Origin of the sequence: Acetobacter sp. P5B1 (genome assembly GCF_018811985.1) — a bacterium.
Lineage (GTDB): Bacteria > Pseudomonadota > Alphaproteobacteria > Acetobacterales > Acetobacteraceae > Acetobacter > Acetobacter cerevisiae.
Genome location: NZ_JACRVS010000040.1, coordinates 1 through 14288 on the forward strand (window position 1 = coordinate 1; position 14288 = coordinate 14288).

General features: G+C 55.6%; 14 protein-coding genes, 1 tRNA gene and 2 pseudogenes. 8 read left to right on the forward strand and 9 right to left on the reverse strand.

Translation table 11 applies throughout. The annotated features are described in order from the left end of the window. Positions 1-166 (reverse strand): annotated as a pseudogene (locus KP703_RS14390) (IS5/IS1182 family transposase); the annotation flags it as partial. An 80-nt stretch (positions 167-246) separates the two neighbouring features. Here KP703_RS14390 and KP703_RS14395 point away from each other — a divergent pair. From KP703_RS14395 to KP703_RS14405, 3 genes and pseudogenes are all read left to right on the forward strand, one after another. Then, a pseudogene (locus KP703_RS14395) lies at positions 247-2007 on the forward strand (DUF927 domain-containing protein); the annotation flags it as partial. A 175-nt stretch (positions 2008-2182) separates the two neighbouring features. After that, positions 2183-2890, forward strand: a complete 708-nt coding sequence (locus KP703_RS14400; protein WP_215755432.1) for a hypothetical protein — start codon at positions 2183-2185, stop codon at positions 2888-2890. Next, entirely contained in the window at positions 2887-3699 is an 813-nt protein-coding gene (locus KP703_RS14405) for a hypothetical protein (RefSeq protein ID WP_215755433.1), read from the forward strand. Before KP703_RS14400 ends, KP703_RS14405 begins: the two co-directional genes overlap by 4 nt. Positions 3700-3977: 278 nt before the next feature. Here the strand turns inward: KP703_RS14405 and KP703_RS14410 are convergent. The 4 genes from KP703_RS14410 to gatC form a co-directional block, all read right to left on the reverse strand. Further along, a tRNA-Ser gene (locus KP703_RS14410) sits at positions 3978-4069 on the reverse strand. 139 nt (positions 4070-4208) lie between these two features. Further along, positions 4209-5663, reverse strand: coding sequence for an Asp-tRNA(Asn)/Glu-tRNA(Gln) amidotransferase subunit GatB (gatB, locus tag KP703_RS14415; protein ID WP_215755434.1), 1455 nt, complete (start codon positions 5661-5663; stop codon positions 4209-4211). Beyond that, positions 5660-7144 (reverse strand): Asp-tRNA(Asn)/Glu-tRNA(Gln) amidotransferase subunit GatA, encoded by a 1485-nt coding sequence (gene gatA, locus KP703_RS14420; protein WP_062247910.1) that lies wholly within the window; start codon positions 7142-7144, stop codon positions 5660-5662. The genes gatB and gatA overlap by 4 nt, the downstream gene beginning before the upstream one ends. Beyond that, a complete protein-coding gene (gatC, locus tag KP703_RS14425) occupies positions 7144-7431 on the reverse strand; it encodes an Asp-tRNA(Asn)/Glu-tRNA(Gln) amidotransferase subunit GatC (RefSeq protein ID WP_215755435.1) in 288 nt (95 codons plus the stop codon). Before gatC ends, gatA begins: the two co-directional genes overlap by 1 nt. Before the next feature lie 75 nt (positions 7432-7506). Between gatC and ruvX the strand changes: the two genes are divergently transcribed. The 5 genes from ruvX to KP703_RS14450 all read left to right on the forward strand — a co-directional run bounded on the left by ruvX (position 7507) and on the right by KP703_RS14450 (position 11264). Then, a complete protein-coding gene (gene ruvX / locus KP703_RS14430) occupies positions 7507-7974 on the forward strand; it encodes a Holliday junction resolvase RuvX (protein WP_062142076.1) in 468 nt (155 codons plus the stop codon). Positions 7975-8118: 144 nt separating this feature from the next. After that, positions 8119-8700: an endoglucanase gene (locus KP703_RS14435; RefSeq protein WP_215755436.1), complete on the forward strand. Its 582-nt coding sequence runs from the start codon at positions 8119-8121 to the stop codon at positions 8698-8700. 399 nt (positions 8701-9099) lie between these two features. Next, entirely contained in the window at positions 9100-9303 is a 204-nt protein-coding gene (locus tag KP703_RS14440) for a hypothetical protein (RefSeq protein WP_062247906.1), read from the forward strand. Between the two features lie 187 nt (positions 9304-9490). Further along, on the forward strand, positions 9491-9958 hold the full coding sequence (locus KP703_RS14445) for a hypothetical protein (protein ID WP_215755437.1): 468 nt from the start codon (positions 9491-9493) through the stop codon (positions 9956-9958). A gap of 157 nt (positions 9959-10115) precedes the next feature. Further along, positions 10116-11264 (forward strand): type I restriction endonuclease, encoded by a 1149-nt coding sequence (locus KP703_RS14450; RefSeq protein ID WP_215755438.1) that lies wholly within the window; start codon positions 10116-10118, stop codon positions 11262-11264. A gap of 1243 nt (positions 11265-12507) precedes the next feature. Here the strand turns inward: KP703_RS14450 and KP703_RS14455 are convergent. The 4 genes from KP703_RS14455 to KP703_RS14470 all read right to left on the reverse strand — a co-directional run bounded on the left by KP703_RS14455 (position 12508) and on the right by KP703_RS14470 (position 14200). Further along, positions 12508-12906 (reverse strand): hypothetical protein, encoded by a 399-nt coding sequence (locus tag KP703_RS14455; protein WP_215755439.1) that lies wholly within the window; start codon positions 12904-12906, stop codon positions 12508-12510. A 93-nt stretch (positions 12907-12999) separates the two neighbouring features. Then, the gene (locus KP703_RS14460) at positions 13000-13365 is read right to left on the reverse strand and encodes a hypothetical protein (RefSeq protein ID WP_215755440.1); all 366 of its coding nucleotides are present in this window, start codon (positions 13363-13365) and stop codon (positions 13000-13002) included. A 172-nt stretch (positions 13366-13537) separates the two neighbouring features. Further along, on the reverse strand, positions 13538-13873 hold the full coding sequence (locus tag KP703_RS14465; protein ID WP_215755441.1) for a hypothetical protein: 336 nt from the start codon (positions 13871-13873) through the stop codon (positions 13538-13540). Between the two features lie 12 nt (positions 13874-13885). After that, on the reverse strand, positions 13886-14200 hold the full coding sequence (locus KP703_RS14470) for a hypothetical protein (RefSeq protein WP_215755442.1): 315 nt from the start codon (positions 14198-14200) through the stop codon (positions 13886-13888). Positions 14201-14288 lie beyond the last annotated feature (88 nt).

Consider the following 14288-nt stretch of genomic DNA (forward strand, 5'->3'; position numbering starts at 1 on the left):
ACGGCGGACGTCCGCCTTTACTTCCGTCTGAATAGGCCAGAGCCAGCTCCAGATCAGGGCGGAACACCTCAAAATCCACAGTCCGGGAAAAGGCCTCCAGTTGATCGCCAAGCCCGCTCAGCCGAGCAAGACGCTCTTCAACATCAAAGAAACCAGATTGCTTCATCTTCCTCCATCCCCAATCAACGCCAAAAAAATGGAATCACACAGAACAACTCAGAGCCAAGGGGTTTTTCGAACCCTCCAAATGTGAAGATGCCCCCCGGTTACAGCATGACGTCTCGGGGGCTCTTTTTCACCCCTGAGCCTAACGGTGAGCTTCCCCCTGTGCCCCTCTGGGTCTCTGCACCGTTCGAGGTGATCGCCGAAACCCGTGATGAAAATGGCAACGGGTGGGGCTTACTCATCAACTGGCTGGATCGTGACAGGCGTTATCATCAATGGAGCCTGCCACGGAGACTGGTGCATAGCGAAGGAAGAGAGATTGCAAGCGAGTTGGAAGATGCCGGTCTGACCTGTTCGATTTCACAAAATCGTCGCCTCAAAGAGTTTATTGCAGCCGTCCACACCAAAACCCGGCTGCGGTGCGTGACCAGTTCGGGCTGGCATAAAACGGAACAGGGGCCCGTCTTTGTTCTGCCCAATGGCATTACGCTAGGCGCGGGCCGGAGGTCCGTCGCATTCCAGACAACCCGCGCTGCATCTGGCTCGGAATATGCAACAGCCGGAACGCTGGAGGAGTGGCAAAAGGAAATAGCAGTTTATGCCAGCGGGAACAGCCGTCTGACATTTGCACTCTCAACCTCGTTCTGCGGCCCGCTTCTGGATATTCTTGGCGAGCAGTCGGGCGGATTCCATATCGTAGGCAAAAGTCAGTCTGGCAAATCAACCGCGCTTTATGCTGCCGGTTCCGTTTGGGGCAAGGGGGACCGGGATGGAATGGTCCGGTCCTGGCGGGGGACCAGCAATGGCACAGAAGGCATTGCGTGCGAGACCTCCGATACTCTGCTGATTCTGGACGAAATGGGGCAGGCAGACAGCCGTGAAGTCGGCGATATCACCTATATGTTGGCAAACAACACCGGCAAACAACGGGCAGGCCGTAATGGCGAGGCACGCGCTCGCAAAACATGGCGTTCCCTGTTCCTCTCCACTGGTGAAGTAACCCTTGCAACCAAAATGGGAGAGGCTGGACGGCGCGCCATGGCTGGTCAGGAAGTGCGACTAGTCAGCGTAATGGCCGACGCCGGGGCCGGCATGGGCCTGTTCGAAACTCTGCACAGCATACCTTCTGCTGGCGAACTGGCCGACCATATCCGCAGGGCAGCCCGCACCTGCTATGGGACAGCCAGCCGCGCCTATCTGGCCGCACTGGTAAAAGAGCGGGATGACGATGAACCCGGTCTGACCGAAAGCATCAAGGGGCTGGTGGACAAATTTGAAGCTGACTGTCTGCCCGCTGGCCCGGCAGATGGGCAGGTGCGCTCCGTCGTGCGTCGCTTCGGGCTGGTTTCCGCTGCGGGGGAGCTGGCTGTGGCCTATGACGTTTTGCCATGGGCCCGCGGTGAAGCCACACGAGCGGCAAAAGCCTGTTTCCTGTCATGGCTGGAAGAACGTGGGGGAACCGATGCTGCAGAAGACCGGGAAGCGATAGAGCAAGTCCGGGCATTCATTGAGCAGCATGGGGAAAGCCGGTTTGCTCTTTTGGGCGGTCCTGATGGAGGGGTGGAAAACTTCCACAGCCGTACCGTCTCCCGTGCTGGCTTCCGGCGGCTGACAGACACGCCTGAAGGCTGCCAGTGGGAATATCTGATTCTGCCAGAGATGTGGCGGCAGGAAGTCTGCAAGGGCATTGACCCAAACCGCGCAGCAAAAGTGTTGCGTGATGCCAGATACCTTTTACCCGGTAATGGCAAAAACCTGACACGCACCCAGAGGATTCCGGGAGAAGGGCGCCTGCGTGTGTATGTGGTGTCCGGCTCTATCATGGAGGAAGAGGCAGCATGATGCGCGCCACCCAAAACCGGAAAACGCCCCCTTGTCGCGACTGGCACGACCTACCAAAAACGCAGTCGTGCCAGAACAACATGCAGGAAAATGGCGGGGAACCAGTCTTTTTGGTGCTTGTCGCGACTGGCACGACCGGCACGACCGTTTTTTACAAGACCCGGAGGGCTTCGGCATGGTGAGCAAAGCACTCTCCGGCTTAATGGACTGGGCTGACGGACTGCCAGCGCCCCATGATAGTTCTTCATCCTCGGATGGAACCTCTTGCGCGCCGCACACAGACGCCGCGGCACTGATTAAAGAGGTGGAGTGGCTTGGCTGTGAGATTGCGCTTGCAGATGGCAGGCCGGTCATACGGGGCAACAAAGCAGCAATTACCCCTGATCTTCTGGACCGGCTGAAAGCTACTCGCGCGGAGATCGTGCAGCACCTGACGGAACAAACTTCTTCTGTCAGTACCGACGCCACCATGAGCGCGCCTGCCGCACCCACAGCCAGCCCTGCGGGTGAACTGGAACAATCAGGCATCCGACGGGATCCGGACACAGGAAAGCTCTATCTCTTCGGAGGGCCGGACCCACGCAGGCTGAAAGAACAGGGTTGGGAATGGAATGAACAGCGCCGCCGCTTCATGGCTCCTTTCCCTCAAGACCGAGACGACCCTCCGCCCCGCTTCATCATCACCGCCAGTCAAGTGAAGACAGACCATCGCCTTCATGCAGATGGTCCCTGCTCCCTATGTGGGTTCACGCACTGGTGGCGAAAAGCCGGTGACACGTCAGAGGGCTGGACCTGCTCCGTCTGCCACCCGGCCCCGGACTGCATAGCGACCATTACCCCGCAAACCCTCATCACTCAGAACAGCCTGGACGCCACAGCATGAACACTTCCTACAAAACCGCCTCCGCCGTTCCTGGCATCATCGCTGACCCCGCCACTCTGGATCCGCAGGCCGTGCGTTGTCTGTGGATGCGCCCGGTTCTGGATAAGGACAGTAAAGCCGCCTTCCTCCCCTCGGTCGTCTTCAAAGACGGCACGGATTGTCCACTGGCCTGTGAAATGAATGATCTTCACGCCCGCCAGTTCTGCCAGCGCCTCTCTGCCATCTATGACTGGCCGGTGAAGGATGGTCGCGTTCTGGAAGCCAGCGCAGAAGTCGCGGCAGATCGTGCCTATGCCTCTCTTGATGAGGGCGACCGCATGGAGAAAGACGGGCAAGGCTGGGTGAACGTGCCGGGAATGGGCCGCATGGCCGCTATACTCGCACATGATGCCGGCTTGCCCTTTGGCGTTGCTATTGAAGGCGTGACCGGAAAGCTGGCCCTCCTGTTCGCGAGGATGGGAGAGCAGACAGCAATGCAGCCGCATGTTGTGAAGAAGAACCTGCGCGCTACCACAGAAGCCGCTTGCGCCAAGCTGACAGCACTCTATGCCGACGAGCAGCGCGGCCCCGGAGCCTCTGAGTTATCGCCCGAGCGTCTTGGTGTGATTGTGGCGGATTATCACCATGCAAAAGGCAGCACGGACGAAATCTTCCAGAGAGGTTTGACCGCAGCACTTGAGGCCGGAACGGAAGCGTGGACTGAGCAAAAGAGCAGCACCGCAGAAATAGAGCTCAAGACAAGGGCAGTTCTGGACGCGGGCATACGGCACTGGTTCAGGCTGACGGGCCGAAAGGTCATGGGAGACTGAACAGAAACCACAGCTAAATATGTAGGGGGGTCTTCTCACAAGGAAGGCCCCTCTTTTTATGTGTCTATGAATAAGAGTGTGCCTACCTAAAAAGGCGATTGGATAGGCGACAGTATTTATTCATTTTTTCTATATCAATATAGATAAAATGGATTTTATCACTCTTCCCAGTTCTGTCCCTGAAAGCCTAGTAAACATTTTAAGAGGGGGAATAAGAGGGGTAAGAGTTTTTAAAAAACTCATAACTTATTGTTTTAATTAGATTTTATTTTGATGATTGGCGGAGGGGATGGGATTCGAACCCACGATACAGTTTAACCCGTATAACGATTTAGCAAACCGTCGCCTTCAGCCTCTCGGCCACCCCTCCGCAAGAAGAGTATGAAGTTCACACGACGTTTGCAGGGATGCTTTTAGGGGGTTCTGAGCGTTCCGTCAAACCCCCTAAAAGACTTATTTGCAGGTTATTTTAACGCTCTGCAAAAATTTATCCGCCCGACCGGACCGCCTCAGGCGTCCAGTCTGGACTTCAGCGCCCCGTTCACCAGAGCAGGGTTTGCTTTACCCTTGGTTTCCTTCATCACCTGTCCGACAAAGAATCCGAACAGCTTGTCCTTACCGGAGCGATATTCGACCACTTTATCTGCATGTTTGGTCATGACGGACTCGATTGCGGCGTCAATCACGCCGGTATCGGTCACCTGACGCAGACCTTTTTTCTCCACAATGGCTTCCGGGCCTTCACCCGTCTCCACCATGTCTTCAAACACCTCTTTGGCGATCTTGCCGTTGATGGTGCCATCCGCAATCAGGTCCAGCATCTGGCCTAGCGCTTCCGCGCTGACAGGGCTGGTTTCAATGGTCTTGCCGGTGCGGTTCAAAGCCGCGAACAGGTCACCCGTCACCCAGGAAACGGCCAGCTTGCCATCACGCCCTTTGGCAACGGTTTCATAAAAATCCGCAACAGCCTGCTCGGCAACCAGAACACCGGCATCATAGAACGGGATGCCGTATTCAGACTGGAAGCGGGCACGCTTGGCGTCCGGCAATTCCGGCAGAGCCGCTTTCAGTGCGTCCACCCATTCCTGCTCAATCACCAGCGGCAGCAGGTCCGGGTCCGGGAAGTAGCGGTAATCATGCGCATCTTCCTTAGAGCGCATGGTGCGGGTTTCACCACGAGCGGCGTCAAACAGACGCGTTTCCTGATCAACCTCGCCCCCGTTTTCCCAGATTTCAACCTGACGGGCCGCTTCAACCTCAATCGCCTGCATGACAAAGCGGATGGAATTGACGTTCTTGATCTCGCAGCGCGTGCGGAACGGCTCACCAGCTTTGCGAACGGACACGTTCACGTCCGCGCGCATGGAGCCTTCTTCCATGTTACCGTCACACGTGCCCAGATAACGCAGAATCTGGCGCAGTTTGCGCAGATAAGCCCCGGCTTCTTCCGGCTCACGGATGTCGGGCTCGCTCACAATTTCCATCAGCGCCACGCCGGCCCGGTTCAGGTCCACCATGGATTTGGTAGGGTCCTGATCATGAATCAGCTTGCCGGCATCCTGCTCCATATGCAGGCGCGTAATGCCGATTTTCCGGGTTTCACCGTTGGAAAGCTCGATTTCAATCGTGCCTTCACCCACAATCGGGTGGGCAAACTGGCTGATCTGATAGCCCTGCGGGAGATCCGCATAGAAATAGTTTTTCCGGTCAAACCGGCTTTCCAGATTGATGCGGGCATTCAGGCCCAACCCGGTCCGCACGGCCTGCGCCACGCATTCCTTGTTGATCACCGGCAGCATGCCGGGGAATGCGGCATCAACCAGACTAACCTGAGAGTTCGGCTCCGCCCCAAATGTGGTGGATGCCCCGGAGAACAGTTTGGATTTGCTGACAACCTGGGCATGGACTTCCAGCCCTACCACAATTTCCCAACTGCCGGTTTTGCCTTCAATCACGTAGCTCATACGCCTGCCTCCGCATGCAGGGTGGGCTTGTGGGCAAAGCCCGCAGCCGCTTCCAGCGCGCCGCCAACAGACAGCACGGTTTCTTCATCAAAATGTCGGCCAATAATCTGCAACCCAAGCGGCAGACCTTTGGAATCCAGCCCCACCGGCACAGACAGAGCCGGAACCCCGGCCATGCTGGCAGGCACGGTGAAGATGTCGTTCAGATACATCTGCACCGGGTCATCCATGTTCTCACCCTGCGCAAAGGCAGCACTCGGTGCGGTGGGGGTCAGCAGCACATCGACCTGTTCAAACGCCTGCACAAAGTCACGCTTGATGAGCGTGCGGACTTTCTGGGCTTTCAGGTAATAGGCATCGTAATACCCGGCGGACAGCACATAGGTGCCCATCAGGATACGGTTGCGCACTTCCGGGCCAAAGCCTTCCGCACGGGTGCGTTCATAAATACCGTCCAGTGAGGCAGCATCCTTACGTTCACCAAAGCGAATACCATCATACCGCGCGAGGTTGGAAGAGCATTCTGCCGGGGCAATAATGTAATAAGTCGCCAGACCATATTTGGTGTGCGGCAGAGAGACATCGACCACTTCACAGCCAGCCTCACGCAGCCAGGCAATGCCCTGTTCCCACATTTTGGCAATTTCTTCCGGCATGCCGGGAGCGCGATATTCTGCGGGAATACCAACCCGCAGCCCTTTTACGCTCTTGCCAACAGCCTTGGAAAATTCCGGCACCGGGCGGTTGGAGCTGGTGCTGTCTTTTTCATCAAAGCCAGCCATGGCTTCCAGCATCAGCCCGGCATCTGCCACGCTGCGCGTCATCGGGCCAGCCTGATCCAGAGAGCTTGCAAAGGCAATCGTGCCCCAGCGGCTGCAACGACCGTACGTCGGCTTCAGCCCGACAATCCCGCAAAACGCGGCAGGCTGGCGGATGGAACCACCCGTATCCGTGCCGGTTGCAGCCAGAGCCAGGCCAGCGGCCACAGCCGCAGCAGAACCACCGGAAGACCCACCGGGCACCAGTGCTGCATCATCACCCTGACGTTTCCACGGGTTCAGCACAGAGCCGAACGCGGAGGTGATGTTGGCGGACCCCATGGCAAATTCATCGAGGTTGGTTTTACCCAGAAAGACCGAACCGGCATCCAGCAGGCGCGCCGTCACGCTGCTTTCATACGGCGGCACAAAGTTGGCCAGCATTTTGCTGGCGGCGGTGGTTTTCACACCCTTCGTGCAGAACAGATCCTTCACGCCAACCGGCAGACCGTCCATCAGCCGGGCTTCACCCTTGGTATAGCGGGCATCGGCGGCATCAGCGGCGGCCAGCACATCCTGCTCAGGCAGAACCGTAATATAGGCGTTCAGCTGCTTATTCAGGCGGCCAATGGCGTCCAGATGCGCCTGAGCAAGCTCACGGGCAGAAAATTTACGGGCTTCAAGCCCAGCACGCGCTTCGGTGAGCGTCAGTCCGGTCAGCATTATTCAACAACCTTGGGTACTGTATAGAAGGGGCCGGATTTTTCCGGCGCGCAGGAGAGGATGGCGTCCCGGCAGTTGCCGTCCGTCACCACATCCTCACGTTGGCGCAGGGCCTCTGTCTCGGTGCCCACCATGGGGGGCACGCCCTCAACATCCACCTCAGAGAGCTGATCAACCCAGCCCAGGATGCCATCCAGCTTCTGGCGGACGGTTTCAAGCTCCGCATCTTGAAGGCCGATGCGGGCCAGTTTTGCAATACGTCGGGTGGTCGCGAGGTCGAGCGACATGAAAGCAGACTCTCTTCAGCTATGGAGGAAAAAAGCCCTAGCATAATCGGGCGCAAGGCAACATACCGTGCAGACATGGCTCTGTTCAACCTTACCGATCTCGCCGCCACGCTGGCCCGTGAAGCGCGCCTGCTGGGCATTGACCCCGGCCGCAAACAGGTGGGGCTGGCGATGTCCGATGTCTCACGCATGGTGGCGACCCCGCTGGAGACCGTAAAACGCGGCAAGCTGGGGGCCATGGCGGAGCATATCCGTGCCCTTGCAGCCAAGCACGGCATTGGTGGAATGGTGGTTGGCATCCCCCTCTCACTGGACGGATCCTTCGGCCCGGCGGCACAGGCCAGCAAGGACTGGGCCACCGCCCTGTCCGACCAGACTGGCCTGCCCGTTTGCCTGTGGGATGAGCGACTCTCCTCCTCCGCCGTCAACCGGATGCTGATTCAGGAAGCCGACCTCTCCCGCAGCAAGCGGAATGAAGTCGTGGATCAACTGGCCGCCGCCTATATTCTGCAAGCAGCTCTGGATTGCCTCCCGCGCACTTGAAACCTTCTGGCACTTCAATGCGTTATGGCCTGAAGGCTGAAAACGAGGTCACGCCATGCTCCCGGCACGGGCTGATCTCACATTTGCCATAAAGCGACGGCAAGACATTTGTAACGTAGCAAAAGACGTATGGAGGCCATTTCAATGACGTTTGCGACATTCCGGATCGCCCTGACCACAATGCTGGGGGCTGCAGCCTTCACGCTCAGCCTGCCCGCAGCTCATGCAGAAGAACAGGGCCCCGTGAATCGCGCGTGGAATAACACGCGTCAGGCCACAGATACGGCGTGGGATAAGACCAAAAACGGGTCCGAAAAGGCTTGGGACAAGACCAAAGAAGGCACTAACAACGCCTGGGATAAGACCAAGAACGGATCCGAAAAGGCCTGGGACAAGACCAAAGAGGGCACCAACAACGCCTGGGATAAAACCAAAAACGGGTCCGAAAAGGCYTGGGACAAGACTAAAGAGGGCACCAACAACGCCTGGGATAAAACCAAGAGCGGGTCCGAAAAGGCCTGGGACAAGACCAAAGAGGGCACCAACAACGCCTGGGATAAAACCAAGAGCGGGTCCGAAAAGGCCTGGGACAAGACCAAAGAGGGTACTTCTGACGCCGCTAAATCCACCAAAAACTGGGGTAAGCGCACCGGTAAAACCATTGGTAACTGGGGTGACAAGGCTGGCAAAGATATCAGCAACACCTTCTCTGGCGACAGCAAATAAGTGCTTTGCAACAGGGGTTCCCACCCCTGCGCTGCAAGAAAAGCCCCGTCCTCTTCTGGAGGCGGGGCTTTTCTGTATCCGATAAAGAAAACTATCAGCAGCCTATGAACAGGCGCGACGAGCCCTGCGACGCTGCGCCGACCGCACCCGGGCTGACGCACGCACTTTGCGGACAATAGCTTTCAAACTAAGCCAGTATGCCCAAAATGCTGTCATGATAGCCTCCCAATACTGTGATTGTTTAAAATAATGGATGATAATGTCTCCAGTATGACGGTTATTTCTCTAAATAGTCACAAATCATTGCCTCTATTATTTCATAGAAACGTCACATCCTGCCCCATTAAGGGATGCTAGAACACCGTCAGTTCCGCTCACAAACGGCAGAAGACATTTGCTATGAAACGCTCTCTGACACCTGTCGGCACAACGCCCATCAATGAAAAGTGGCGTGAAGCCGTGCATGAAACACTCCGAAAAACTTTGCTCTATATCTGGGAACAACCGGACTACACGCCTCTTCAGGCGCGGCGGGATGCGCAGAGTGGCAAAAACCACTTTGTCTCCTCCACACCTGCTCTGGCCAGCCACACCGGGCAATAACGCCCTCGGCACACGATGGTTTGCCCGAGATGTTTGACGGGTTTTGAAAAATAGACCACCCACTCTTCGGGGAAATGATTTTTCTGACCTGCGCACTCGTCCCCTTTTGGGAACGGAACACCTTTCCAAACGTCTTTATGCGGACAGGCTTTTGCCTGAACGCATTCTGAGGGAGGAAAGTTTCCAGATGCACCATTTATCCCGCATCACATTTGCACTTGGCAGTATCATGCTGATGCTGTTGGCGGTGCTTCTGGCGACCTTTGGCATGTCAGGACTGGTGGAAACTCTCCTGCACTCATGGCAGGACGGCCAGAAGGCTGTGGTGCATGCCATTAGCTATGTCGTGATTTCCATGGCGGTCTTTGATGTCGCCAAATATTTTATGGAAGAAGAGGTTATTCTCTCCCGCGGCAAACAGACGCTGGGGGAAGCCCGCACCAGTCTGACAAAATTCATCACCTCCATCATTATTGCCGTTTTTGTTGAAGGCTTGGTGGGAATTTTTGAAACTAACAAGGAAAATCCGGTCACCATTCTCTATCCGGCGTCCCTGCTGCTTGTCGCCACAGGCATTGTGCTTGCTCTGGGTATTTATCAAAGACTGAGCGTCACGGCAGAACGCGAGAAGAAGCAGGACAATTTAACGGACTAAAAATAAATCATCTCGCAGTAACGGTATTTATTTTTAGAATTTTATCAAAAAATATTTATTACATATTGGCATTTGATTATTTCAGAATTTTCTTTCTTGAATTGCGATATCAAGTGACGCTTTATGATTTTACGACATTTTTTATCGGATAATACTCATGACTGACGATTTTCGCCAAAAATTCAAAACATTCTCTGAGAGAATGGTAAACGTTGCTTCCAAGTGCATCAATGAGGAAGCAACGAAACTCTTCCTCGTGCTGCCGCTCGTCAATTTTCTGGGGTACGACACGATGAACCCAGATGAAGTCTGCCCCGAACATAATGCAGACTTCTCTGACAAATATAAAAACAGAGTGGATTTTGCCATTCTGAAAAATAATGAACCCGTTATCGCAATTGAATGTAAGGCCTTAGGCGCCCCTCTTAAAGACGACAGAGGACAATTGCGCTCTTATTTTAACGCCGCCCCAACAGTCAAAATGGGCGTCATCACAGATGGTATGGTTTACGAATTCTACGCGGATTCCGACGAACCAAACATGATGGACCCCAATGCTTTTCTTTCCTTCGACTTGCATGACATTGCCAAAGGGAAAATCGAAGATTCAGTTGTGGATGGCTTAAAAAGCCTCCAAAAATCAAATTTTGATCCAGAAAATATTGGTGCCGAAGCTAAAAGAAAGCTGGTTTTTCAAAATTTGGTCCAACAAATTGAAGAATTGGCTCAAAATCCCAGCGAACCTTTTGTTCGGTTACTTTTACAAAACATTGGCTTAAGTCACGTCCGCTCCAAAGCCATGACTGATTATATTGTACTTACAAAAAGTGCCTTCAGCGAATTTGTGAATCTGAGGATACTTCAGCGACTGGACCTGCCCACAAAAGACAAAGAACCTGAAAAGCAACCTATTGCAGCCGATCTTCCAAAAACAGACAGTGATCAAACCAAAGAGCCTGAAATAGTCCCTTCAGAAGAAGAAATTTATATTTTTGAATATACTAAGAAAAGATTAGCTTTTCTCTCAGACACAGATGAACTCTTCTCTGCTACGGATTCAATAGAATACAAAGATTACAAAGGGAAGTTTGTAGTCTATTACGGAAAAGAACGAGCAGGAAGACTGTTTGATTTCTATGAAAGCAAAGAAACAAAATATAAATTTGATTTTGGGCCGGATTTTGGAGGAGAAATCAGCACAGATTCTCTCGAAATCATCGACCAAAGCCTTCTGAATGTCTTTAAGGCGCGCGTTGAAGAAATGACTCCCAAAGGAAAGAAAAAGAAAGCCACGACAGAAGGGTAATATAAAACTCGCCCTGGCACAGGAAACCAGATTCGCTTTCCTTATGCGTACTTATTTATAAATTTTGTACGCAATATGGTTTCCTGTGCACTTAACCACCAAATCACAGCACTTCTAAAATAGAGGACAGATGTCACTCTATAAGGGTCAATGCCTCTTTTTTATTAGGATGCTATGCTTCACGCATAAATGCCTCCGACGGCGCGGATCTGGCACAGATTTCACCCCAAAACTACGGCCGGCGAAACAGCGAAGTTCTGCTTGGACGTTTTCTATATTACGCAACTTAATTGGAAAATAATAAGGGAGATCACCGGTCAAAGATGGTGGGCGCAACAGGGATTGAACCTGTGACCCCTACCATGTCAAGAATGCGCTCTATGTGAAAAATTGGCAGAAAACCGGCGGCGGCAGAGATTATGCTGTAACCAATAGCCAAATCCTAACCACTTCTCGTTTTTGGCAATCCGATTCGCTTTCCGCTTGTACCCACCCCCAACCCGTACTATGCTCACGGGGCTGCGGCGGCGTGGATTGGACACGCGGGAGAGGGCTCTCCCTAAACGAGAACATGCGGCTCACCAGCCCAGAGCAAGCATGCTAGACGGATAAGGACCGGAAAGGCTCCGGGACGCCAAAGAGGTTATGCTCCGGTTCCGTCAGCGAAAGCCGGTATCAAGCCCGGCCCGCAGCAAGCCACGAGGTGGGAACGGCTACCCCACGCACCAGCAGTTGGCGTGCTGGTAATTAACGCACCGGGAGCCTTTGTTCGCCTCCCACCCGGTGCGCCAAGAGATCGGGGATTGCGTCCCGCGTGGCATCAATTTGAGGTTACAACTGTTTCCTGATTGGAAATAGTTGGCCGGATAGTCCGGGTCGCCCCCGGCAGAGGTAGGCCGTCGCGGAGCCGCCACAGGCGGTGGAAGCCCGTCAACCATTTGACCACGCAAAATCAGGCGCGCATCATCCCCTCCCTCATTTCGGAGAAGAATGATGACTGACGGAAATTGGCCCGACCCGAACCGCCCCGGCGAGCCTGAAGATGTTACCAAGGCTGCCGACTATTTGCTGTCGAATGGCCCTCTTGACCAGCCAATCGCTTATTCTTGGATTCCTGCGCACGGAACGGGGCAGGCTGGTTGGCTACGTATGGATCCTGCCATGACGGGGCGTGTGCAATATTCCCCACAAGCTGCAGCAGAGGAATTGTATTTCCGGGGTCCGGCGCGGTAACTGGCGGCGATTAGCTATTGTGCAGCATCGCCCTCTTCTCACACGCCAGCACCAGCGACCGACAAGCCGCATAAGGCCCGGCCAGCGTAGCACTTGGACCGGTGTATTCCACCTGAGACACGCGCCCGGTCTTTAGTCGCGCAACCATGTGGCACGTCCCGTGGCCGCCAAGGTCCATCTCAAACGAGAGCGGCGTCTTGATCGTCAGCGGCCCCTGCACCTGCTGGTCCTGCCGCCACTCCAGCACCTCGCCGTCAGGAAGGGGCTCGCGGTTGTCCGGCACCCCGGCGCATGCGATCAGGTCCGCCCGCCCCATGCCGATCAGGTCATGTTTGGCGCGGGTTGGGAGACTGGAGCAGGCGGAGAGGAGGATGGCGGCCAGAAGGCCGGCCTTACCCAAACGGATCATCGCGCCGCCTCCCCCACGCCATCAGCACCGCCAGCCCAGACCCCAGCACCAAAGTGCCGAGGCTTCCAAGAATCAGGCCGCATTCAAAGCCGCTCATTTCACCGCCAGAGTGGAAAGCGCCGTCGCTTCCTGCGTGCCGGACACGCTGGTCAGGCTGATGCCAAGCATGCCCTCAAATGCGTCGATCACGGTCAGCAGCGCATTGAAGGTGGTGATGGCCGTATTCACAACGCTGTTCGTGACGGTCTGCTGAGCGGCGACCAGCCCGGCCCTGAGCGCCACGGCGGCATTGTTCAGATCCACCAGCAGCGTATCAATCCGGGTTTTGGCGTCCGTGTTGTCGTAGCTGACCGTCAGACTGCCGTTGGTCTGGGTCGCAAAGGCAGAAAGCGAGACAGACAGCGCGCCCCCGGCGGCCTCAATCGCGGCCACGGCAGGCGTGCCCATAGCAGTGGACACAGCCGTGATGCTGAGAATCGTCGTGACCGCATTGATCCCGGCCTGCCCATAAGCTTTGACCTTGGCGGTATTGAGGGTCAGCGTGGTCGTTTTGCCACTGGTCGTGACCGTGCAGGCGGTGAGCCACCATACCAGCGGAACGCAGAAAATTACGGCGAGACTGGATCATGTCTTACTCTCCGGCCTGAGTGGCTGCGGGCTGATTGAGGTTGTCCGCAGACTCCGTTGCGGTCGCTGCTTCCGCAGTCGCTTTGCTTTTGGCCGCGACGACAGCTTTGTTGACACCGGTCAACGCCTCGGTCGCCCCGGCCAGCACGCCGTCCAGATCAAAGGAGACGCGCTCCGCCACGGCGGGCAGCAGGCCATCCAGCACGGACGTAATGCCCCTGGTGATCTTGGTCGCGTTATCGGTCAGGGGCTTGCCGGTGATGGTGGCCACCAGCCCTTCCCCAGCGGTGACCAGAGGCGTGATGGCAGCGGAATTGGTGACGGTGAGGTCAGTCGTCATGATGGGTTCCAGTCAATTTTTGGGGTTGGTGGTATTGGTGGGTGCGACTGCGCCCTGAGACGCATTGACCCGCGCCCCGAGGTGGTTCACGGCCCATCCGAAGTTAAGACCGATAGCGGAGACCAGTTTGTATGGGAGTGTCCATTTGCTCCCGACCGGGGGCGCGGGAACCGCTGCGGCAATCCCGCCACAGACGATGATCACGCTGGCAACCACCGAACTCCACGGCTCCGGGATGGCAGAAAACAAAAGGGGCACCACCGCAGTGATGCCCCCGATCTTGGCCGCGTTGACCGCGACGGTCTTTTTGGTCTGTGGGTCAGCCACTGGCTGCTTCTCCTGTCGATGTGGCGGTGGCTGGCTGGCCATCCCAGACCAGCCATTCAGCATGCCGCCGCCGAGTCAGGCCCGGGGA

Excerpts from the sequence above, each read along its gene's own strand:
- KP703_RS14400 (WP_215755432.1), top strand. The coding sequence starts at position 2,183 with ATGGTGAGCAAAGCACTCTCCGGCTTAATGGACTGGGCTGACGGACTG.
- KP703_RS14405 (WP_215755433.1), top strand. The coding sequence starts at position 2,887 with ATGAACACTTCCTACAAAACCGCCTCCGCCGTTCCTGGCATCATCGCT.
- gatB (WP_215755434.1), bottom strand. The coding sequence starts at position 5,663 with ATGAGCTACGTGATTGAAGGCAAAACCGGCAGTTGGGAAATTGTGGTA.
- gatA (WP_062247910.1), bottom strand. The coding sequence starts at position 7,144 with ATGCTGACCGGACTGACGCTCACCGAAGCGCGTGCTGGGCTTGAAGCC.
- gatC (WP_215755435.1), bottom strand. The coding sequence starts at position 7,431 with ATGTCGCTCGACCTCGCGACCACCCGACGTATTGCAAAACTGGCCCGC.
- ruvX (WP_062142076.1), top strand. The coding sequence starts at position 7,507 with ATGGCTCTGTTCAACCTTACCGATCTCGCCGCCACGCTGGCCCGTGAA.
- KP703_RS14440 (WP_062247906.1), top strand. The coding sequence starts at position 9,100 with ATGAAACGCTCTCTGACACCTGTCGGCACAACGCCCATCAATGAAAAG.
- KP703_RS14445 (WP_215755437.1), top strand. The coding sequence starts at position 9,491 with ATGCACCATTTATCCCGCATCACATTTGCACTTGGCAGTATCATGCTG.
- KP703_RS14450 (WP_215755438.1), top strand. The coding sequence starts at position 10,116 with ATGACTGACGATTTTCGCCAAAAATTCAAAACATTCTCTGAGAGAATG.
- KP703_RS14455 (WP_215755439.1), bottom strand. The coding sequence starts at position 12,906 with ATGATCCGTTTGGGTAAGGCCGGCCTTCTGGCCGCCATCCTCCTCTCC.
- KP703_RS14465 (WP_215755441.1), bottom strand. The coding sequence starts at position 13,873 with ATGACGACTGACCTCACCGTCACCAATTCCGCTGCCATCACGCCTCTG.